This is a genomic window from Rhodohalobacter barkolensis (assembly GCF_002834295.1).
Classification (GTDB): domain Bacteria; phylum Bacteroidota; class Rhodothermia; order Balneolales; family Balneolaceae; genus Rhodohalobacter; species Rhodohalobacter barkolensis.
Genome location: NZ_PISP01000004.1, coordinates 34,602 through 55,279, shown reverse-complemented (window position 1 = coordinate 55,279; position 20,678 = coordinate 34,602). Strand labels below are relative to the sequence as shown.

Sequence of the window (20,678 nt, the reverse complement as noted above, 5' to 3'; positions counted from 1 at the left end):
TGACCATTGCAGAGTTTTTAGTTTGAAGGAAGAAGGCAGACTATGAGATTTGCAGATTATGCAAAAATTTATGTAACAGCCGGTAACGGTGGAGAGGGAATGTCGCATTTCCGCAGAGAGAAGTATGTACCTAAAGGCGGACCTGATGGTGGCGACGGAGGGAAAGGCGGTGATGTAGTTCTGAAAGGAAACAGCCAGCTCAATACGCTTCTCGATCTGCGATACAGAAAGTTTGTAAAGGCCGACCATGGAGAGCGGGGACACACTTCCCGGAAAACCGGAAAGGACGGTGAAAAAGAGGTTCTTGAAGTTCCATTGGGAACCGTTGTTTATGATGCAGAAACTCGTGAACGGCTCGGGGAAATTACCGATCAAGATGAAGAGATTGTGATTGCAAAAGGAGGAAAAGGCGGTCTGGGGAACTGGCACTTTCGTAGTGCAACCAATCAAACTCCTGAACACGCGCAGGAGGGCGAATCGGGTGAAGAGAGAACGGTTGAGCTGGAACTAAAACTGATTGCTGATGTAGGTTTGGTTGGATTCCCGAACGCAGGGAAAAGCACGCTCTTGTCAGCTCTATCTGAGGCTAAACCTAAAATTGCCGATTACCCGTTTACCACTCTTGAACCAAACCTGGGTGTGGTTACTTTCCCGGATTACAGAAGTTTTGTGATGGCTGATATTCCCGGAATCATTGAAGATGCACACGAAGGGAAAGGTTTAGGACTTCAATTTTTACGCCACATTGAAAGAAACAATGTGTTGCTGTTTATGGTGGGGTGCGACACCGACATCAAACAGGAGTACCGTGCACTGTTGCATGAATTGGAGGAGTACCGGCCCGATCTGTTGGACAAACCGAGAATTTTAGCAATAACCAAAATGGATCTGGTTGAAGGCTTCGAACTCGAAGAACCGGTTGAGTTGGGTGACGATGTTGAGATTATTGAAATTTCATCGGCTACCGGACACAATATCGAGGAACTGAAAGAGATGATCTGGAAAAAATTAAAGGAAATTGAGCCGGAAGAGACATCATAGAGCATTGATAGCCCTGAGTCTGGTTCCGGAAATGGGGCCGGGAAGGGCTAAAAAACTACTGCAGCTAACCGGAGTTGAGAGTGCGGATCAGCTTTTTGATCTGAATATTCGAGACTATTTGAAAGCCGACGGTATTGGCAAACAGGTGTCTAAATATCTCTCTGAGTTTGATGACTGGGAAGCCGTCGATAAAATTTTGCTCAGAACCGAAAAGATCGCTGCCACACTAATCGCATTTGATGATGATCACTACCCGAAACTTTTAAAACATATCTACGATCCTCCACTGATCTTATGGTGCAAAGGAGATCTGAGCGTATTGGACGAACCCGGAATTGCAGTAGTTGGGACCCGAAATCCCGGCAGTTATGGTTTGAAGCAATCAGAATATTGGTCGCAAAAACTGGTTCAAAACGGGATTACTGTAAATAGCGGACTTGCATACGGCGTGGACGCGAAAGCCCATCAAACCGCTGTGGAAAACGGTGGTAAAACAGTAGCCGTGCTGGGCTCTGGAATTGATGTCATCTATCCGGCGAAGAATAAACCGTTGGCGAAAAGAATAATTGACTCAGGTGGATTGATTATGTCAGAATTTCCACCGGGTACAAAACCTGATGCTGGAAACTTTCCCGGCCGGAACCGAATTGTCAGTGGCATGAGCCACGGCGTTTTGGTTGTGGAAAGCGGAGTGAAAGGAGGCAGTATGATTACAGCCCGGTATGCGCTGGATCAAAACCGAGAGGTTTTTGTGGTTCCTCATCAGTTAGGCTATATAAAAGGTAAGGGTTGTAATTATCTGATCCAGAACGGCCAGGGAAAACTGGTCAGGGATATTGATGATATTCTTGAAGAAATTTCAGTTGAAACAAATACGAATAAGCCTTCTGAAAAAACAGTTTCAACCTGGAGATCTCTCTCACTTACTGATGATGAATCAAAACTTTGTGAGATGCTGGATGGAAAATCTTTGCATATAGATCAGATAAGTGAAATAACCGGCCAGCCAACCTTTAAACTGCTGCCCCAAATGCTCACCCTTGAATTAAAGGGTGCCATTACCCAAAAGGCCGGAAAGTATTTTGAAGCTTGTTAGTTTTTTGAATAAATCATTGGATTGATATGATACGTGTACAGGATGTTATACTGAGTGAAGATATTGCCACAGCTAAATTTGCCTGCGATATTAGTAAATGCAAAGGCGCATGCTGTGTGGTGGGCGATGCCGGTGCTCCGGTAAGCCGTGATGAAATTCCGGTGCTCAGAAAAGCGTTCAGAACATTAAAAGATGAGTTAGATCCCGTAGCCGTTTCAAAGGCTGAGGAAGAGGGTGTCGTTTTAGGTGATGCTGAAAATGGATTTGAAATTAACTGCATTGACTCCGGTGAGTGTATTTTTGTTCAGAAAAGTGATGAAGGAGTTGCCACTTGTGCCATACAAAATGCGTATTATTCAGGTAGATTTAATTGGGAAAAGCCGATTAGCTGCCATCTTTACCCGGTTCGTTTGAAGCATATAGCCGGAATGGATTATGCCAACTATGAATACATTCCTGATTTGTGTTCAGCAGGTTGCAAAAATGGTGAGCAAAAGGGAATTTACCTGTCGGATTTTCTTAAAACCTCTCTGATTCGCAGATATGGAGAGAAATGGTATTCAGAATTTATCGAGGCATGCAATGAAGTAAGGAGAAAGTAAGTGCTTAAAACAGGTCAAAACATATCACAAAAGCAGAGTCAGCAGCAAAAGCTGTCTCCTCAGCAGATTCAGTTTGTGAAATTGCTTCAGCTGCCCACCATTGGCCTGGAACAGCGTATTAAGGAAGAGATTGAAATGAACCCGGTGCTTGAAGAAGCAGACCCGGTTATGGAAGAATCGATTCAGGAGAACGAGTTAAACTGGGAAAAAGAGGACGAAACAGGTAAAGAAACTGAAGACTCACCCGAAATAGATCCGGTTGATAAAAATGACAGTATTGATTGGGATTCTTTCATGCATAACACCGAATATGATGGAACCGGCTACTCCGGATTTTCAGGATCATCGGGAGGGGATGAAGATTGGAGAGACCTTCCAAATCCCTACCATCAAACCCTGTTAGAAGAGCTTGAGCATCAGGTTTCACTTCTTGACCTGGACGATGAAGAGATGTTAATAGCCGATCAGATACTGGGATCGCTTGATAAAGACGGATATTTCCGGCGCGAAATAGAAGCCGTTATCGATAATATTGCTTTTAATCAGGGTACGTTGGTAAGTGCGGCTCAGGTTGAGAAAGTACGTAAGATGATTCAGAGACTGGATCCGGTAGGCATAGCTTCCCGGGATTTAAGAGACTGTCTGCTCGTACAGCTTAAAACATCAGACATAGAAAGTGAAATCCGGTCACTGGCCATAGAAATGCTCGAAGATTATTGGGAGAGTTTCGAAAAGAAACATTTCAGTAAATTAAAATCGCGCCTGGATATTGATGATGAACAGCTGCGCGAAATTTTTGAATTGATTAAGGGACTCAACCCTAAACCGGGCGGAGTTGCAAATCCTGATGAAGATAACCGCCAATACATAGAACCGGATTTTGAAGTCTATTTTGAACCCTCCAACAAAGATGATGAAAGTGGGGAGGGAGAATTTGTGATAAAGCTGAGCCAGCGGAATACTCCACCCCTCCGAATTTCTCCGGAGTACAAAATGATGTGGGATAATCTGAAGAAAAAAAATCAAAAGGATAAAGAAGAGAAGCAGGCTCGTAATTTCATAAAGGATAAGATCGAATCAGCCCAGTGGTTTATCGATTCAATATTGCAGCGGCAGAATACTCTGATGAAAACCATGCGAACCATTGTATCTCTTCAGGAAGATTTTTTTAAACACGGTGACGGACTGAAGCCGATGATCCTCAAAGATGTTGCAGACCGGATCAAGATGGATATTTCCACGGTTTCACGAGTTGTGAATGGGAAGTATGTTCAGACAAATTTTGGAGTTTATGAGCTGAAGTACTTTTTCAGTGAGGGTTTGGAAACGGAGAGCGGTGAAGATGTGTCGAGCCGGGAAGTGAAAAATGTTCTTCAGGAAATCATTGATAATGAAGATAAAAAGAAACCCTACAGCGATCAGGCGCTGACTAATTTATTGAAAGAGAAAGGGTATAAAGTAGCCCGTCGAACTGTAAGTAAATACAGGGAGCAGCTTCAGTTGCCTGTGGCAAGATTGAGAAAGCAGATTATTTAAGCTCTTGCTTTAAACCTCATTTCATCTCATTCTGGATGAATGAGAATTTCACCCAATTCTTAATGACTAAACGAGAGTGCCATTTGGAGAGGTTCACTGATAGATGGTGAGTAAAATGTAATCCAGATCAGGAAAGTAAAGAGAAGTGTGTGTAGCCCAATAGTGAGTAAAATATAGACCAGGCTGTTGCGATCCATAAATTTTGATCCATCGAATGCTGCGATGTTAAAGCTCATAAACCATACGAAGAGATAAATTGCCAGTAAGGTTAGAATCATAGATTCATTCGGGTCGCGGCCAAAAAGAACGATAAGTATCGTGGCTACTAAAAAATTGATATGAAGGGGCCAGGCGTAGAGGTTTAAAGTTTGGCTAAAAAACTGCAGCTTTTTATTGGGCAGATGGAGCCATAATACAGAGAGAGCCTGCATGAAAAGCACCATTATAAATCCCACGATAAACAGTGAGAGGAAATGGTTGTCTGACCAGAAAAGAATCGGAAAATGGTGGGTGAGTGCATTCAGGCTGTGACTGTTGAAAAGACTGTCTGCAGTTAAATATAAAATGATGCCTGTGATGATCGCATGCTGAACTAAAATGACGATACCCGGAAAAACATTACGTATCCGGTGTTCCATCACATCAATCAGAAAGAAAGAGTGATTAAAAAAGTACCTGGGCAGCGCCTGAGTGTAGACAGGTTGATAGCGCATGTGAAGAAGAACAGACCCCAGAATGAGAAATAGAAAAATGACATTCCAGTTCATGGCCGGTGGCACTTCCGGGTCGTACGGGATTGGAAATGGGATCAAATTCCCATCCAGGTACTCTGCAAAAATTGTTGTGAAGTCCTGATTCTCAACGATATTCTCAACAAACCAATCTGCTGGAATGATAATGACGCTTTCGTCCATTTGAATGGATTCAGAAAAAAGCTTTTCAAGCATCTGGATAGCCTGAGGTTTTCGGGCATCCGGCTCAAAATAGACGGCGCTGTGAATAGGTGAATCGTCGAGTGAAGAGTAGGTCTGAATAAAAAAATCGAACCCTTCGGGAGCTGCGGACCCACGTTGTAAAGCTGATTGGTAAAAAAGTGGAGAGTCGGTTTGTTGGCGAACCGCTGATGCTATCTGGGATGCGATTGATGTGAATTGCGGGTGTGCTTCATTTGGAAAACGAAGAAGTCCAGTCGCAGCAACTTTTCCGGGATACTGATCCGTAACCACACGTATTGATTCGTTAATCTGACGGATGATTTCGCTCGATTCTGATTGAATCTCATATACGGTCGAATAATTTAAAGGTATTTGATAGATCAGGAAGAAATCATCCACATTCAGTGAATTCAACTGCTCAGGCCGGGTAAAATGTATTAGGTCGATCCCTATCTGAGATGCACTATCCAGTATTTGCTGTTTCTGATCGGGATTAATTGATGAATCAAGAGAAAGAGCGATTCTATTGCCGAGACCATTTTCGGCAGCATTTTGATCATCAACACTCTGCTGAACGGGAGATAGCCAGGTTAGAAAAAAGGCAACAATCAGTGGCAGCAAAATGGCCTGTTGTTATTTTTTGGTTTCAACGGTGCGTTCAATGGGTAGTTCACGCGTTTCTTTAAAACTGGAGAGAACAATGTTGGAACGGGTTCTGCTTACGCCATCCCAGGATTGAACCAGAGACAAAAACTTTTCAAATGACTCTGTATTCTTGGTTCGAACTTTCAAGATGTGAGAGCCGTCTCCTGTAATGGAGTGGCACTCCAAAACTTCCGGATGCTCCGATACATGCTCCACAAAACTTGGGTAGCGTTCGGATCCATCAACTTCCACAAATATGAATGCAGTAATATCAAAGTTGAATTTTTTTGAATCGAGCACTGCATTATAACTTGAGATTAATCCCTTCTCCTCAAGCTTTCGCATCCTTTCTGATACGGAGGGTACAGACAGATGGACGATGTCTGCAATCGTATTTCGCTGCGCACGTCCGTGTTTCTGGAGGTGGTTTAAAATTTTAATATCAGTTTCATCCAATTGATGACTCATAACGGCGGGTTTTACCTAAAATTTCTAATCTGAGTGGAAAATATCTTTAATTAGTTAGGAATTCAATGAATTGTTTCCAGATAATCGTAAAAAGTTATTCAAGCTTTGAATTTAAGCTGTAGAAAAATTTCAATGCCTGTAAAACGACTCGTATCTTTACCTTTTGAATTAAAATAGCGAACCAGTTTAAATTCCTTTCGATGCTCGATATCACATTTATTAGAGAAAATCCACAATTGGTGAAAACCGGAATGATCAACAAAGGAGAGAAAGATTCTTCTGCAGTTGATAAAGTGATTCAAAAAGATGAAGAGTGGCGATCACTGGTAACCGAAATCGATCAGCTTAGAGCTGAGAATAATGCCAAATCGAAAGAGATTGGCAAGCTGATGGGGCAGGGGAAGAAAGAGGAAGCTCAGGAGATCATCAAAGCAACTTCGGATGGGAAAGAGAAATTAAAAGAACTTGAAGATAAAGTGGCAACCGTTGCCAAAGAGCGTGATGACCTGCTCTACAGTATTCCGAATGTGCCGGATGAATCTGTGCCGGTTGGTCAGACGGAAGATGATAATGAAACTTTTAAAACCTGGGGAGACCGGGCTGAAGAGGGTTGGTTATTGCCCCACTGGGAAATTGCAGAAGAGAAAAAGTGGATCGATTTCGACCGGGGATCAAAAGTAACCGGTGCCGGATTTCCTTTTTATGTTGGGAAGATGGCTCGTCTGCAACGTGCGCTGATTAATTTCTTTCTCAACGAAGCGGTGGATCAGGGATTTACGGAGCTTCAGGCTCCCTATTTTGTGAATGAAGATTCAGCCCGCGGAACCGGACAGATTCCGGACAAGGAAGATATGATGTACACCATTCCTCGCGATGGATTTTTTGCGATTCCAACGGCTGAAGTACCGGTGACCAACTTTCACCGGGATGAAATTTTATTAAAAGAAGAACTGCCCATCCGGTATGCGGCATACACACCCTGCTGGAGACGCGAAGCGGGAAGTTACGGTAAAGATGTTCGAGGGCTGAACCGTCTGCACCAATTTGACAAGGTCGAGCTGGTAAAAATTGTTCATCCGGGCACCTCTGATAACGAATTGGAATCTTTGCGTGAGTATGCTGAGTCCCTGCTTCAGAAACTTAAACTTCCATATCGAACTTTGCTGATGTGTACCGGCGATATGGGCTTTACTCAAACCAAGAAGTACGATCTGGAAGTTTGGAGTCCCGGTCAGCAACGGTGGCTGGAAGTGAGTTCATGCTCTAATTTCGGTTCATTCCAGGCTCGCCGTATGCAGCTTCGATTCAAAAACGAAAAAGGTAAAACCGAAATGCTTCATACGCTGAACGGATCAGGACTGGCGCTGCCAAGAGTAGTCGCGGCAATTATTGAAACGTATCAAACCGAGTCCGGAGATGTGAAAGTCCCGGAAGTACTGCAGCCGTTTATGGGTGTTGAGGTTATTTAAAGTTGATATATCACATATATCACAAAAAAGAAGGGTTACGGGCTAAAGCCCAAGAGTTTTTTGGTTCCGCCTTTTCCCGTTGACTTAAGTCAACGGTAATTTTTAGGAATTACTTCTCGACCCTAATAAAAAAGAAAAAAGTATCCGTTAAAAATTTCAGGGCGAGATTTTTTATACTCTAAAGCAACTTAATTATTTACCGTCAGCTTCAGCTGACGGAACAACAACAGGAGAACTCATAATAAAGGGCTTTAGCCCAAAGCGGGTATCATTATAAACTATGTGCCAATTTTAGTTTTCTTTCTCATAGCAAAGGTCTGTTCAATTAATCCGCCAATTACAACAACGGTTACTAATAGCCTCCAAAAAAATTGACCTTCATCCATTGTCCAAAACCATATGATTAGAAATGTACCGGCAATTAAAGAAATGATGAGGCTATTTTTTCTAGAAAGCTTTTTTTTGAAAAACCAGGCAGAAATAAAAATCCCAATGACGACAATAATGAGTAAAATTTCCATAAGATTGATATTTGAATTATTGAGGTTTAACAGATCATATCAGCTAATCCGGAATTTTCTGTACACAACATACACCAGCAACCCCATCCACATATAGCTGCCCCGACTCCTCCTGTTGCTACACCACATCCTGCTGAGCAGGCTAATACTTTTACTTGTTGCCAGCTTGAGCCACACACCGGAGTATCTCCTTCATCTTCTTCCGGTTCAGTATTTAACATGAAACTGTTGGTGTTTTGAGCACTATTTTCAACCTTTGAAAAGAAAGCTCGTATGTTACTGTCTGTAAAATCTGTATTTTTAGTGGCTTCAACCTGATTCAAAATAGGGAATTTTTTGTATAACTGAGTACGAGCATTCTGGAGTTCAGTAATAAATTCTTGTCCTTTGATATGCGAATCAAAAATAATCTCATAGAATAACTTGTGATCATTTCTATTATATGATCTTATCCCTGCTTCTGTAAGTTGATCAATGGTGTATCCTTTTCTAAATGACGATTTAATTTGATCAAAATATTCTAGATTTAAGCTGTAAAATTTTTGGAACTCCTTGGAGTTGACAATGATCTCACTTTGTTCCTCGGTTAGTTCTACAGTAGTTTCATCTAAAATAAAATTAGATTTTTTATCGCAACCTATTAAAATTAATAATAAAGATAGTATGCATAACTTTTTCATGTGTATAGCTTTAAATCAATGTTGAGATATACATTTACAATAAAAAAAATAGAATCCAAATTATATTTATCATAATTGGTCAGGATTCTTGAAATGAAAATGTGAAAGTACCGGAAGTACTTCAGCCGTTTATGGCTGTTGAGGTTATTTAAAGCAGATAAAATATAATAGGTAGAAGAGTTGAGGGCTAAAGCCTGGGAATTATTTGAGTTCCGCTTTTACCCGTTGACTGAAGTCAACGGTAATAATTTTTGAGGTCTGAAAAATTCGGTTAGCCAAACAGAAATTTTATTTGTGAATTATACATTTAGGGAGGAGTTACTACTCTATCCTGATAAACAAGAGCAAGAGTGTCTGTTGTATAATTATTTACCGTCAGCTTTAGCTGACGGTATAGAGCAGAACTAATAATATTGGGCTTTAGCCTAAAACAGATCTCAATATTAGCAATACCAACTTAAACAGGGAGAAAGGTATGAGCTGGGTACAGGTTTGGTTACACATCGTATTTACTACGAAAAACAGGAGGCCTTATCTGAGCACCTTAGAAATCAGGCAAAAGCTGTTTAAACATATCAAGGCAAATGCCAAAGAGAAGGGAATTTGGCTTGATTGTATCAATGGGTATAAAGAGCATGTACACTGTTTAATTTCACTTGGAAAAGATCAATCATAAGCAAAGTCTCACAACTGATTAAAGGTGAATCATCATACTGGATCAAAAGTCAAAAGTTGATCAATGAAAAGTTCAGGTGGCAGGACGACTATTGGGCAGTTAGTGTAAGTAAAAGTCATGTAGCTTCAGTTCGGAACTACATTAAAAATCAAGAGAAACATCATAAGAAAATCTCTTTCAGAGAGGAAGTGGATGAGTTTATTCAAAAACAAGGATGGGATTTAGTAAAGGGCTAAAGCCCGGGAGTTATTCGGGATCCGCTTTTACCCGTTGACTGAAGTCAACGGTAATAGAAAGTCAATAGATTGGCATCAAGTCAGTTTTCACTAAATTTTTGTGACTCCCTGCGGTATTGTCTGCGGAGATCTGCAAGCAACTTTTTAATATTTGATTAAAATCAACAGGAATTCTAAAACACACAGAGTTTTTATACTCTTCTGCGAACCTCTGCGAAATAATCCGCGAAAATCTGCGAGAGACTTTCTAATACTTAGTTAGACTCTCCAGGAATTATATTAACCAACTTTTGCAATCAGGCTGTTTCATTTCATAAGGCATCCCTTATATTATGAGCCAATACTCTAATCTAAATAGCTCAATATGAAAAGAATCGCTCTCTTTCTCTTTTTTACACTTATAGTTTCTTCTACTTTCGCTCAAAAGCGGGCAATGACAACCGATGATATACTCAATATGGATCGCTTGAGTTCATCGATGATCTCACCGGATGGGAATTCAGTTATTTTCGGCAAGTCTACGTTAGACTGGGACGAAAATAAGAGGGAAACCAAATACTACTACATTCCGGCCGATAGTGGTGCGGTTTACCAATATATCGGTGAAGCGGGTGGCAGCGACATGAAGTATTCTCCGGATGGAAAATACATCTCATTAAAGCGATCGGTGGATGACAAACAGCAGCTTTTCCTTTTATCTACAACCGGCGGTGAAGCGGTTCAGCTGACTGAGCATAAAAATAGTGTAGGTTCGTATGAATGGAGCGCCGACAGTAAGGCGATCTATTTTGTATCGGATGTTCCTAAAAGCTCTGAAGAGGAGAAAGAGTACAAGGCAGGGTATGACCAGCTTTTTGTAGATGAGCCGCCGCACGGGCAAACTGAAGGGAGCTGGAACCATCTCTGGAAGTTTGATGTAGACGAAAAAGAGGAGACTCAGATAACCTCCGGCGATGTTATGATTGGAAGCTTCTCTGTTTCGCAGGATCAAAACCGGGTGGTATACACGGCCAGATTCGAAAATCGTAGAAATCAGCAGTATATGTCAGAGATCTATCTGCTTGAAATGGGTGATTCTACAGCGGTGCAGCTAACGGAAAATGAAGTTCCGGAGGGTGGTCTGAACTGGCTCCCTGACAATCAGCATATTCTTTATTCTGCCGCTCACGACGAGGAGTGGGAGCTACGGCAAAGCAAGCTCTGGAGAATGAATGTAGATTCGAAAGAACATGAAATGATCTCCGGACAGTTTAACGGAAATATCGGTTCTGTACATATTACACCGGAAGGAGATAAGATCTACTTTTCAGGTTCTATCAAAACAGATTCCAACATCTTTTCGATGGATCTTCAGACAGGTAATGTTACACAGCATACCGATCGGGAGGGCTCGATTTCAATTGTTGATATGAACAGGAACAGAGATCACGTGCTGTTCACATACGAAAATGTGCAGACACCTCGCGATCTTTATGCAGCGTCATTGGAAAATCTCGACGATCCGGTTCGCCTGACGGACTTGAATCCATTTGTTCGCGACAGCCTGATTCTGGCAGATTACGAAGTGGTTCAGTGGGAAAGTAATGACGGCCTGGAAATTGAAGGACTGAAGTACACGCCTCAGGAGCTTGATCAGGATAGTTCTGCTCCGTTTTTGCTCCATATTCATGGCGGACCTGCCGGCGTATTTCGAAATTCATTCAGCCCGCAATATCATGTCTGGGCCGGTTTGGGCTATGTTCAGCTGGCTCCGAACGTTCGTGGAAGTACAGCTTACGGGGATGAATTCCTGCGAGGAAATATGAACGACATTGGTGACGGTGACTACGAAGATTTGATGAGCGGAGTGGATATGCTGATCGAAAATAGCTGGATTGATGAGGATAAAATGGCCGTTCGCGGCTGGAGTTATGGTGGAATACTCGGTGGAACCACCATCACCAAAACGGATCGCTTCAAAGCGGCGTCACTTGGTGCAGGTGTGTTTGACTGGACATCTGAATACGCAATGGGTTTCAATCACGACGTAAGACTTTGGTACATTGGCGGGGAACCATGGACCAATCCGGAAGAATATCGGAATCGTTCAGCAGCCATGCATGCCGATAAAGTATCGACACCAACGCTATTTCTGCATGGAAATCGTGACCGGGTGGATACGCCTCAGCAGAGTTTGATCTTCTTCACGTACCTGAAAGATATCGGTAAAGTGGACACCCGCTATATTGAATTTCAACGGGAAGGACATGGATTTCGTGAACCCCGAAACCAAAGGACACGGGATATAGAGGAGATTCGCTGGGTACAAAAATATACACTTGGCCTGGATTGGGAACCTTGGGAACGGGAGAAAAAAGAGGAAGACAGCTCTGAAGAGGAGTAGCAAAAAATTTATCAATCCGCCTGACAATTTTTGTTGTCAGGTGAGGTAATTTATTAGATGCTTCGGGAATTCTGGACATATCGAACCAACTTTTTGATATCGTTTGTCCTGATAGGGATAATCGTTCTTTCCGAATCTGTATACTATCATGAATGGGCTCTTGCAGGAATTGTAGGAGCCCTTCTTTTTTCTGTAGTGGGTATGATTAAGGCAGATAGAGAGATTGAAAAGAAAACGAAGCTTTTTGATGGTGGAATCATCTTTTTGACATCCCTGATCTGCGCTGCTGTTTATTGGTACAGGGCGTGGCTAAATATCCCAACAGATATATTTATTGAACGCATTTTTGATCTTATTACGGGATTTGGCTTTTGGTGGCCGGGTATTTTATATGCGTCTCTCTACAGGCATACTGATGAAAGCTGGAGACCATCAAGCCGTGGGAGGTATCTGCAAAACCTTGCGATTGGTTTTGGAGGAAGTCTGGCAGGTTTACTGATCGCTTATCTCATGTTAGAGATACTTTGAATTACGCTACAGCGTAAAGCTTTTCCTCTTTGAAGTTCAGGAGCAGTTCCAGGATAGGCTTCATCTCTTTCTCATTCATGATTTCACCCCGAAGCTTTTTCCCGTTTCGAATTCCTTTCAGATATTGCCCGTAATGCTTTTTCATGATGATGACGCCGTAACGCTCACCGTGGTGATCGACAGAAAGCCGCAACTGTTCCGCACAGAGTTCAAGCCTCTCTTGGATGGTTGGGTCAGGCAGCAATTCTCCGGTTCCGAAGTAGTGGCGCGTCTGTTCAAAAATCCAGGGGTTTCCGATGGCACCGCGACCAATCATCACACCGTCTACGCCGGTTTCATCAAACATTTTTTTAGCCAGTTCGGGTGAGGTGACATCCCCATTGCCAATGATCGGGATTTCCAGTCCGGGCGTGTCGGTCAGCTTTTTCAGGTAATCCCAACGGGCATCACCTTTGTACTTTTGGCTGCGAGTACGCGCATGAACGGTGAGAGCTTTCACGCCTACACTTTGAAGCATCAAGGCGACTTCCTGAATACGAATGGACTGATCATCCCAACCCAGTCTTGTTTTAACGGTTACAGGATAGTCTCCGGCCGCATCAACCACAGTTCCGGTCATGCGCTCCATCATGTCGAGATCTTTCAAGCAGCCGGCTCCGGCGCCTTTTTTTACGATCTTATAGACCGGGCAGCCAAAGTTGATGTCTACAACATCCGGGTTGTTGGCAACCGCCACTTTTGTGGCACCTTCCATGGCTTCTTCTCGTCCGCCAAAAATCTGAATTCCAAAGGGACGCTCCATTTCTGCGAAATCCATTTTGTGCTGGGCAATGTCTGAATCGCGAATAATCGCTTCAGAGCTGATGAATTCTGTGTAAACGATATCCGCTCCCTTTCTGCGACATATTTGTCTGAAAGGAGAATCGGTTACATCCTCCATGGGTGCAAGCAGTAATGGGCGGTTTCCTAAATCTATCTGATCAATCTTCATAGTTGGGGTATTTAAAATAGAGATGCACAAAATACAGGTTTTTTAAATGTATCTCACCTTTGATCACAAATTAATAGAAAACAAAGCGCTTTCATGGGCGGGAATCCGCTCAGATCAATAGCCATTTGATAAATGAACATGTATATTAATGACTGCATAAAAATAATTTCAACAAATTAACGGGAGTAAAGATCAATGGCACTTGCAATTTCAGGAATTGAAGAGCTATTAGGCGATGATGCCGATAAGCTGCTCAATCACACGTGTACAACTATTCCAAAAGAAAAACTTCACCTTCCTTCCGGTTCATACGTAGACGACGTATGGTACCATTCCGACCGTAACAACAGAGTATTAGGTAATTTAGAGTGGATACTGAACCATGGTCGTTTGGCCGGCACAGGATACCTGTCCATACTTCCTGTAGATCAGGGAGTGGAGCATAGTGGCGGAGCATCTTTTGCAAAAAATCCGGCTTATTTTGATCCGGAAAATATTGTAAAACTGGCTATCGAAGGTGGTTGCAATGCCGTTGCATCCACATTTGGTGTACTGGCATCTGTGTCGAGAAAATACGCACACAAGATTCCATTTTTGGTAAAAATCAACCACAATGAGCTGTTAACGTATCCGAATACTTACGATCAAATCATGTTTGGGTCAGTACAGAAAGCTTACGATATGGGTGCAGCTGCCGTAGGTGCAACTATATATTTCGGTTCCGATGAGTCGTCGCGACAGATTGTTGAAGTGGCGGAAGCTTTTGAATATGCTCATGAATTAGGAATGGCTACCGTTCTGTGGTGCTATACCCGAAATTCAGCATTTAAAGTTGACGGTAAAGATTACCATTCTTCAGCTGACTTAACGGGTCAGGCAAACCATCTTGGTGTAACAATCGGTGCGGATATTGTGAAGCAAAAATTACCAACCAACAACGGCGGTTACAAAGCGCTGAATGCCGGTGATTCCAGTTATGGTAAATTGGATGAGAGAATTTACAGTGAATTGTCTACCGATCACCCAATCGACTTGACTCGCTACCAGGTAGCGAACGGTTACATGGGCCGTGCAGGTTTGATTAACTCAGGCGGGGCATCAGGAAGTGATGACTTTGCTGATGCTGTAAAAACGGCTGTGATTAACAAACGTGCCGGTGGTATGGGGCTCATTAGTGGCCGTAAATCTTTTCAGCGCCCTATGGAAGAGGGAGTAAAACTGCTGAACTTTATTCAGGATGTTTATCTGAATGATGAGATTACGATCGCTTAATTTCCTATTTTTATAAAAAAAGCCATACAGAGTAGATCTGTATGGCTTTACTATTTGTTTTGAGAGTTTAAAAAAAAGGTTTTGAACTAAGCTCTGCCAAGAAACACTTCTATATTGCCTGATTCCGATGTACATACTGAAAAAAATGGGTCATTAATTTCCTTTAGGTATATGGCTCTCTCCATAGCATTGAGTCTCATCAGTATGGGGATTGTGATCTATCTGACTTACAAACCGGGTATTTTAGAACATCTGGCTCCAAAACGTCTGCCCGGTATTTTTGTCGCAATTGGAGTTACTTTTTTAAAGGTCTATTTTTTTGCTGCGAAGATTCGGTTTTTAGCAGATAAGACCATCAACTGGATGGCATCCATTCGAATTGCTTTAACATGGGATTTTGCATCGGCAATAACCCCTTCCACTATTGGAGGCGCTCCGGTGGCGACTTATGCAATGACTAAAGAGGGAATCAAGCTGGGGAAATCCTCAGCCATCGTTCTTTATGGAGTGCTGCTCGATCAATTTTGGTATGCATTAGCGGTTCCAATTTTGTTGGTCTCCAGTATCTATTTTAACGTGATTCCGGATGAAACCGGCATGGTTGGCAATATTACAATGTTTGTGATTTATGCAGGACTTTTGATCTATGGAGGTCTGCTTGCCTACGGTTTACTGATCAACCCGAAAGCGATGAAGCGAATGATTGAGGTTGTATTCAGGCTCCCGCTATTACGAAAGTTTGCAGATAAAGTGAATGCGGAAGCGGATAACATGGTCGATTATTCAAGAGAGCTCAGGCAGAAGCCGATTAGTTTTGTTGTGAAGGCGTTCTTATTGTCTACCCTCAGCTGGCTTTGCCGTGTGGCACTTCCGGTAATTGTTGTTCTGAGTTTACTTCCGGCTCAGGAAGTGCTGCTCGTTTTGAGAAGTCTGGCAATGAATCTGGCATTTCTGATTATTCCAACACCGGGTGGATCAGGAGGGGTGGAAGGCTTATTCGCTGTATTTTTGGGGCCATTGATTGACCGAACCGCGTTTATCGGATTGGCTGTGTTCGTTTGGCGATTAATAACCTACTATTTCAGTATCGGGCTTGGTATTGTTGCCATGCTCTGGTATGTGAATACCTCAGTTACTGAAAAACTGGAAGATATTAATCAAGAATCTGATAAGACTGCAGAGCATGGCAAAACCTAAAATTCAATATGAATGTTCAGCATGTGGACATGTTTCACCGAAATGGCTTGGTTTGTGTCCGGCGTGTGGAGAATGGCATACCTTTGAAGAAAAAATAAGTGAGAAAAAGAAAAGTTCGAAAAAACATAAAGTTGATATTTCGAACAGTGATGAGTCGGATGCCGTAGCACTGAAAGATGTTAAACAATCCAAAGATGAGAAGATTAGTACAAATCTTTCGGAATTTGACCGAGTATTGGGCGGGGGGCTGATTGATGGCTCATTTTTACTATTAGGAGGAGATCCCGGAATTGGGAAAAGTACCCTGATGCTTCAGGTGGCTCAGAAATGTCCAAATTTGAAAATACTTTACATTGCCGGGGAGGAGTCTGCATCGCAGATCAAACAGAGGGCAGACAGAATTGGTATGAATGGCGAGAATTTGCTCATCTATAATAACACAGATGTGCAAAATGTGATATCCCAGGCGCGTAAAATCAAACCCGACCTCCTGGTTGTCGATTCCATTCAAACGGTATTCAGTTCAGAGCTAAGCAGCCTTCCCGGGAGTGTGCAGCAGATCAGGGAGTGTTCGGCTATGTTTCAGCAGATCGCAAAGAAAGAAGGAATTACTACGCTGATGATCGGTCATGTGACCAAGGAAGGAGATATTGCCGGTCCCAGGATACTGGAGCATATGGTTGATACAGTTCTCCATTTCGAGGGGGATCAAAGTCAGCTTCATCGACTATTGAGAGGTGTGAAAAATCGGTTTGGACCTGCGAACGAAGTGGGAGTTTTTGAGATGCGCGATACCGGTTTACATGAGGTGAATAACCCTTCGGATCTCTTTTTGGCAGAGATGAACAGCACCGTTAGTGGAAATTGTGTTACGTGTGTAATGGAGGGATCTCGCCCGATTTTAATTGAAATACAGGCTTTGGTAACCCCGAGTAATTACAGTACTCCTCAGCGTACGGCAAGCGGGTTCGATCAGCGCAGATTATCGCTTCTCATAGCCGTGCTTGAGAAACGGGCTGCCATGAGTTTTGCCGGACAAGATGTTTACCTGAATGTGGCGGGAGGACTGAAAATTAACGACACTGCCGCAGATTTAGCTGTTGTTGCTGCTCTGGCCTCAAGTTTAAAAGACGAACCGGTCCCCGAAAAATCACTCTATATAGGTGAAGTAGGACTTGGCGGTGAAGTGAGAAGAGTGCCATTCTTAAAACAGCGCTTAAATGAGGCAGAAAAGATGGGTTTTAAAAATGCTGTTCTGCCAATCAGCGATACCGCGGGTACATATAATATGACTTTAAACCCCGCGGATCATTTGATGAAGGCTCTAAAATAGCAGCCTGAAAAAGACAACGTTTTTAGTAATTGTCTCTTTGACGTCTTCTCTCTTCCCGAATGCTCTTTTTAAGAGCTTCACGTCGCTCTTCAGATGGCTTAGTGTACTGCTGACGCTCTTTGTATTCGTTCAATACTCTTGAGCGGGTTACCATTTTCTTGAAGCGATTAATCGCGCGGTCAATGCTTTCGTTATCTTTTACTTTTACTCCGATCATACGTGTAATTATGTTTATTGAATTCTTTACAGACTCTAAATATAAAAAGCTTTTTATTAAAAAACAGTTCCATTCATAAAAAACATTCTATCCAAAGATCTTATATTAAGTCTCAAAATAGCGGCATTGACGGCGGTTTTGAAGATGTCGAGTAAGAAATGACAAGAAACGGTATCTATGGTTCAAACATTTATCCAAACATTCAGAGAACTTCTGCAGCATCCCAGGAATGTAATTGATCAGTTTTTAGAGAGTGAAGACAGAAATTACACACATCCGTTTCTTTTTCTGATTATTGGTGCAATAGCGATTACGTTGGTTAATACTCTCGTTGTAGACTTCTCTTTTGAGCCGGCTCTTGGTGAATTTGAAGCCGAGAACGATCAGATGCGAGAAATTGCGGAGTGGATCCAGGTGAGTACAGTTCGGTCAACTACCCAATTCTTACCTCTTTCAGCCTCACTGTTACTGGTACCTATGCTTTCTATAGCGGGTCTTTTCTTTTTCAGGGATTATATTACCGGATTTTTCAGCTTACTGATAATGAACAGTTACGCAATTGGAGCAACCATGTTATTTCAACTGCTGCTGATACCATTCTGGGCATTTTCCGGCGTGAGCTTGATAGATCCTTTTGCCAATGCAACGCTACCTGCTTTAGCCATTGCCATTCCAACTCTTTGGCTTTATAAGTCGTACATTTTAAGCTCTTCCTTTTTGGTCTGGATCCGCATTCTATCCACATTTATTGTAGGATATGTTCTCTATGCCGTTCTGACCGGCTTTGCGGCCTCCATTATTGGCTACATGATTTTTGCCATTCAACGAATCGGTGAGATGTCGGGTTCACTATAATCACAGCTCCCGAACAACTTCCTTAAGTTTTTGTATCGCCTGCTCACACTGCCCGGAAGTGGTGTAGGGGGCAGGGCCAAATCGTATGATATCTCCTCTGGCATCAGTGAAAACCCCTTGTTCAAGAAGTCTGGCTCTTATCTCCCTGGCGTGAGGGGATTCCAAAGCTAGAAATCCGCCGGTTTCCTCAATAGCACGAGTATTGGCGTGTGTAATTAATTCTGGTGAAAAACCTTGTTCATTAAATAAATTACGCAGGTAAGAAACCTGACTTGAATACTGTTTCTGAAGTACTTCAGGAGAAAGCCCCATCTTTTGGAAGAAATTCGCAACCGCTGCTGCTCGAAATTGGGAGACTGGGTCGTAGGTGCCGGTCGCGAATTTTTGGTCCCCATCATCAAATGAAACCGGTTGGTCGTCTCTCGGTTCATCCAGCGTATCAAATGAGGCAAACCATCCGGTAACTGCAGGTCTGAGTGAACAATCTGCCGGATATCTCAAAAAGCAGTTTGCTTCACCCCACTGCAGATACTTGTAGCCTCCAATGAGGATGTAGCAGTGCTCTAAGCCTTCATCGGCAATAGAGAGTGGCACTACATTGGTTCCGTGGTAGTCGTCGATTAGGAGGGGAACTCCGGCTTCTTTTGTTGCAGCCGCAATTTCAGGTAGTTTTGTGTTGACTTCCGAAGTTTCGAAATAGATTCTCGATAACATCACAGCGGCTGTCCGATCGTCTAGCTCTTCTTTTACAGAGGCAAGTAGTTGATCGTCATCTTCGTGTGGCAGAAAGACAATTTCATAACCCTCTTCCCGGTATCGGCGCAGTTGACGATACATGGAATGAAACTCACCGGTAGTTGTGATGATTTTTGGTTTATTCTTCAAGTCAAGGGATGATAACCAGGAGATCATCAACACATGCGTATTCTGTTCGCGGCAATATTTCCCGGTCGGATCGTCATAATATTTTCGAAGGTAAGAGCGCAAAACTTCCGTTTTCTCGAAAGCAGTGGCCCATTTTGTATCTACTTGATCAGCTGCAATCTGCATATACTCCCTCACTCCGTCAAATGCAACATCGGGCCAGGCCTGATGGGAGTGGCCTGTGAAAAGCAACCGGTTGGCTACATTAAAATGGGAATAGTGGGGCTGAAGAGATTGTGCCAGTTTATCAAATTCTTGCATCATCAATGGTTTGGACTGATTATAAAAGACGGAGCTTAATCAAAATCGCCTTTTTGATATCGTTCGATTAATCTTAGTTCATTAACTCTTTTTAAACTGCCAAGGTTCTTTTCATCGATCGATGCCAGAGTCATTTCCCGTTTACCCAGCGCTCCCGGTGCGCGCGAAAGTTTCCAGCCGGCTACGGCCATTGCGGCTCTTGCTGAAGAAGCTGCGCAGTAGGTGGCGAGGACGGCTGACTTGTCAGCATATGCCTTCAATTTTCGAAAAACATCCGGTGTCCACAGCTCTGCATTCACATCAGGAGAAAAGGGATCGTGAAAAAAGTAGTCGATGGGTTGGTCGGGCTTAGGAGATTCATCAAATGTACCGATAAACAGATTCAGCGTCAGATATTTCGATATTTGAAAACTATTGGTTCCCGGTTTAGCATCCGAAAAAATCGAACGCAGAAGTTCTCCCGGATGCTGCTGATTCAACTCCTCACCAAAATCAAATTGAGAAGCTGTATCGGGATCAACGGGAAAGGCTTCAACTGAATAGAAATCCACAATTGGCGGATGATCCAACTTGTCTAAATAATCTTTCAGAAGGATAAAGTTAAGCCCGGTACCAAAACCCATTTCAAAGATAGCGAAATGGTCTCTGTTCTGAAGTGACTGAAGAAGTCCCGAGGTTTCAAAAAACACGATTTTACTTTCAGAGACGGCACCGTTTGGGTTGTGATAGTACTGATCAAAAACAGGAGAGTAAAGTGTGGTTGAACCGTCTTTGGTTTCCGATATTGTCGGTTTTTGATCTTCGGGACTCAT

19 protein-coding genes and 1 pseudogene are annotated in these 20,678 nt (G+C 42.8%); 12 read left to right on the top strand and 8 right to left on the bottom strand.

What is annotated here, in order from left to right:
• The first annotated feature begins 42 nt into the window (after nucleotides 1-42).
• Genes obgE through rpoN form a run of 4 tightly spaced genes read left to right on the top strand, consistent with a single transcriptional unit; the run spans nucleotide 43 to nucleotide 4,275 of the window.
• The gene (gene obgE / locus CWD77_RS12690; protein WP_101073959.1) at nucleotides 43-1,041 is read left to right on the top strand and encodes a GTPase ObgE; all 999 of its coding nucleotides are present in this window, start codon (nucleotides 43-45) and stop codon (nucleotides 1,039-1,041) included.
• Nucleotides 1,019-2,137, top strand: coding sequence for a DNA-processing protein DprA (dprA, locus tag CWD77_RS12685; RefSeq protein WP_133120234.1), 1,119 nt, complete (start codon nucleotides 1,019-1,021; stop codon nucleotides 2,135-2,137). The genes obgE and dprA overlap by 23 nt, the downstream gene beginning before the upstream one ends.
• A gap of 26 nt (nucleotides 2,138-2,163) precedes the next feature.
• Entirely contained in the window at nucleotides 2,164-2,739 is a 576-nt protein-coding gene (locus tag CWD77_RS12680) for a DUF3109 family protein (RefSeq protein ID WP_101073957.1), read from the top strand.
• Nucleotides 2,740-4,275: an RNA polymerase factor sigma-54 gene (rpoN, locus tag CWD77_RS12675; protein WP_101073956.1), complete on the top strand. Its 1,536-nt coding sequence runs from the start codon at nucleotides 2,740-2,742 to the stop codon at nucleotides 4,273-4,275. It abuts the gene before it with no gap.
• Nucleotides 4,276-4,334: 59 nt separating this feature from the next.
• On the opposite strand, the gene CWD77_RS12670 is transcribed toward rpoN, so the two are convergent.
• On the bottom strand, nucleotides 4,335-5,831 hold the full coding sequence (locus CWD77_RS12670; protein WP_101073955.1) for a hypothetical protein: 1,497 nt from the start codon (nucleotides 5,829-5,831) through the stop codon (nucleotides 4,335-4,337).
• A 12-nt stretch (nucleotides 5,832-5,843) separates the two neighbouring features.
• Nucleotides 5,844-6,323: an Lrp/AsnC family transcriptional regulator gene (locus CWD77_RS12665; RefSeq protein WP_101073954.1), complete on the bottom strand. Its 480-nt coding sequence runs from the start codon at nucleotides 6,321-6,323 to the stop codon at nucleotides 5,844-5,846.
• Nucleotides 6,324-6,523: 200 nt separating this feature from the next.
• Here CWD77_RS12665 and serS point away from each other — a divergent pair, with 200 nt between their 5' ends.
• On the top strand, nucleotides 6,524-7,792 hold the full coding sequence (gene serS / locus CWD77_RS12660) for a serine--tRNA ligase (RefSeq protein ID WP_101073953.1): 1,269 nt from the start codon (nucleotides 6,524-6,526) through the stop codon (nucleotides 7,790-7,792).
• A gap of 278 nt (nucleotides 7,793-8,070) precedes the next feature.
• Here serS and CWD77_RS12655 read toward each other — a convergent pair whose 3' ends face one another.
• Complete coding sequence (locus tag CWD77_RS12655) at nucleotides 8,071-8,313, bottom strand: hypothetical protein (protein ID WP_101073952.1); 243 nt, start codon at nucleotides 8,311-8,313, stop codon at nucleotides 8,071-8,073.
• 26 nt (nucleotides 8,314-8,339) lie between these two features.
• The gene (locus tag CWD77_RS12650; protein ID WP_101073951.1) at nucleotides 8,340-8,993 is read right to left on the bottom strand and encodes a hypothetical protein; all 654 of its coding nucleotides are present in this window, start codon (nucleotides 8,991-8,993) and stop codon (nucleotides 8,340-8,342) included.
• Between the two features lie 475 nt (nucleotides 8,994-9,468).
• On the opposite strand from CWD77_RS12650, the pseudogene tnpA reads away from it, so the two are divergent.
• The 3 genes and pseudogenes from tnpA (at nucleotide 9,469) to CWD77_RS12635 (ending at nucleotide 12,816) form a co-directional block, all read left to right on the top strand.
• Nucleotides 9,469-9,905, top strand: a pseudogene (tnpA, locus tag CWD77_RS15840) (IS200/IS605 family transposase).
• A 364-nt stretch (nucleotides 9,906-10,269) separates the two neighbouring features.
• A complete protein-coding gene (locus CWD77_RS12640) occupies nucleotides 10,270-12,288 on the top strand; it encodes a S9 family peptidase (protein ID WP_101073950.1) in 2,019 nt (672 codons plus the stop codon).
• Nucleotides 12,289-12,345: 57 nt separating this feature from the next.
• Nucleotides 12,346-12,816 carry a hypothetical protein gene (locus tag CWD77_RS12635; RefSeq protein WP_101073949.1) on the top strand — a complete coding sequence of 157 codons (471 nt, stop codon included), beginning with the start codon at nucleotides 12,346-12,348 and terminating at the stop codon, nucleotides 12,814-12,816.
• Between the two features lies 1 nt (nucleotide 12,817).
• Here the strand turns inward: CWD77_RS12635 and dusB are convergent, their stop codons facing one another.
• On the bottom strand, nucleotides 12,818-13,807 hold the full coding sequence (dusB, locus tag CWD77_RS12630) for a tRNA dihydrouridine synthase DusB (RefSeq protein ID WP_101073948.1): 990 nt from the start codon (nucleotides 13,805-13,807) through the stop codon (nucleotides 12,818-12,820).
• Nucleotides 13,808-14,002: 195 nt separating this feature from the next.
• Between dusB and CWD77_RS12625 the strand changes: the two genes are divergently transcribed.
• The 3 genes from CWD77_RS12625 to radA all read left to right on the top strand — a co-directional run bounded on the left by CWD77_RS12625 (nucleotide 14,003) and on the right by radA (nucleotide 17,609).
• Nucleotides 14,003-15,079 carry a class I fructose-bisphosphate aldolase gene (locus CWD77_RS12625; RefSeq protein WP_101073947.1) on the top strand — a complete coding sequence of 359 codons (1,077 nt, stop codon included), beginning with the start codon at nucleotides 14,003-14,005 and terminating at the stop codon, nucleotides 15,077-15,079.
• Between the two features lie 171 nt (nucleotides 15,080-15,250).
• Entirely contained in the window at nucleotides 15,251-16,276 is a 1,026-nt protein-coding gene (locus CWD77_RS12620) for a lysylphosphatidylglycerol synthase transmembrane domain-containing protein (protein ID WP_101073946.1), read from the top strand.
• Nucleotides 16,263-17,609 carry a DNA repair protein RadA gene (radA, locus tag CWD77_RS12615; protein WP_101073945.1) on the top strand — a complete coding sequence of 449 codons (1,347 nt, stop codon included), beginning with the start codon at nucleotides 16,263-16,265 and terminating at the stop codon, nucleotides 17,607-17,609. Before CWD77_RS12620 ends, radA begins: the two co-directional genes overlap by 14 nt.
• A gap of 22 nt (nucleotides 17,610-17,631) precedes the next feature.
• Here the strand turns inward: radA and rpsU are convergent, their stop codons facing one another.
• Nucleotides 17,632-17,826, bottom strand: coding sequence for a 30S ribosomal protein S21 (gene rpsU, locus CWD77_RS12610; protein ID WP_101073944.1), 195 nt, complete (start codon nucleotides 17,824-17,826; stop codon nucleotides 17,632-17,634).
• Between the two features lie 177 nt (nucleotides 17,827-18,003).
• Between rpsU and CWD77_RS12605 the strand changes: the two genes are divergently transcribed.
• Complete coding sequence (locus CWD77_RS12605) at nucleotides 18,004-18,681, top strand: DUF3667 domain-containing protein (RefSeq protein WP_101073943.1); 678 nt, start codon at nucleotides 18,004-18,006, stop codon at nucleotides 18,679-18,681.
• Here CWD77_RS12605 and CWD77_RS12600 read toward each other — a convergent pair whose 3' ends face one another.
• Both CWD77_RS12600 and mnmC2 read right to left on the bottom strand, forming a co-directional pair.
• The gene (locus tag CWD77_RS12600) at nucleotides 18,682-19,869 is read right to left on the bottom strand and encodes a kynureninase/PvdN C-terminal domain-containing protein (protein ID WP_240596818.1); all 1,188 of its coding nucleotides are present in this window, start codon (nucleotides 19,867-19,869) and stop codon (nucleotides 18,682-18,684) included.
• Between the two features lie 32 nt (nucleotides 19,870-19,901).
• Nucleotides 19,902-20,678 (bottom strand): tRNA (5-methylaminomethyl-2-thiouridine)(34)-methyltransferase MnmC2, encoded by a 777-nt coding sequence (mnmC2, locus tag CWD77_RS12595; RefSeq protein WP_101073942.1) that lies wholly within the window; start codon nucleotides 20,676-20,678, stop codon nucleotides 19,902-19,904.

What these genes read in the sequence shown, in the direction of transcription:
- obgE (WP_101073959.1), top strand. Translation starts at nt 43, where the DNA reads ATGAGATTTGCAGATTATGCAAAAATTTATGTAACAGCCGGTAACGGT.
- CWD77_RS12680 (WP_101073957.1), top strand. Translation starts at nt 2,164, where the DNA reads ATGATACGTGTACAGGATGTTATACTGAGTGAAGATATTGCCACAGCT.
- CWD77_RS12665 (WP_101073954.1), bottom strand. Translation starts at nt 6,323, where the DNA reads ATGAGTCATCAATTGGATGAAACTGATATTAAAATTTTAAACCACCTC.
- serS (WP_101073953.1), top strand. Translation starts at nt 6,524, where the DNA reads ATGCTCGATATCACATTTATTAGAGAAAATCCACAATTGGTGAAAACC.
- CWD77_RS12655 (WP_101073952.1), bottom strand. Translation starts at nt 8,313, where the DNA reads ATGGAAATTTTACTCATTATTGTCGTCATTGGGATTTTTATTTCTGCC.
- CWD77_RS12650 (WP_101073951.1), bottom strand. Translation starts at nt 8,993, where the DNA reads ATGAAAAAGTTATGCATACTATCTTTATTATTAATTTTAATAGGTTGC.
- CWD77_RS12640 (WP_101073950.1), top strand. Translation starts at nt 10,270, where the DNA reads ATGAAAAGAATCGCTCTCTTTCTCTTTTTTACACTTATAGTTTCTTCT.
- CWD77_RS12635 (WP_101073949.1), top strand. Translation starts at nt 12,346, where the DNA reads ATGCTTCGGGAATTCTGGACATATCGAACCAACTTTTTGATATCGTTT.
- dusB (WP_101073948.1), bottom strand. Translation starts at nt 13,807, where the DNA reads ATGAAGATTGATCAGATAGATTTAGGAAACCGCCCATTACTGCTTGCA.
- CWD77_RS12625 (WP_101073947.1), top strand. Translation starts at nt 14,003, where the DNA reads ATGGCACTTGCAATTTCAGGAATTGAAGAGCTATTAGGCGATGATGCC.
- CWD77_RS12620 (WP_101073946.1), top strand. Translation starts at nt 15,251, where the DNA reads ATGGCTCTCTCCATAGCATTGAGTCTCATCAGTATGGGGATTGTGATC.
- radA (WP_101073945.1), top strand. Translation starts at nt 16,263, where the DNA reads ATGGCAAAACCTAAAATTCAATATGAATGTTCAGCATGTGGACATGTT.
- rpsU (WP_101073944.1), bottom strand. Translation starts at nt 17,826, where the DNA reads ATGATCGGAGTAAAAGTAAAAGATAACGAAAGCATTGACCGCGCGATT.
- CWD77_RS12605 (WP_101073943.1), top strand. Translation starts at nt 18,004, where the DNA reads ATGGTTCAAACATTTATCCAAACATTCAGAGAACTTCTGCAGCATCCC.
- CWD77_RS12600 (WP_240596818.1), bottom strand. Translation starts at nt 19,869, where the DNA reads ATGATGCAAGAATTTGATAAACTGGCACAATCTCTTCAGCCCCACTAT.
- mnmC2 (WP_101073942.1), bottom strand. Translation starts at nt 20,678, where the DNA reads ATGAGTCCCGAAGATCAAAAACCGACAATATCGGAAACCAAAGACGGT.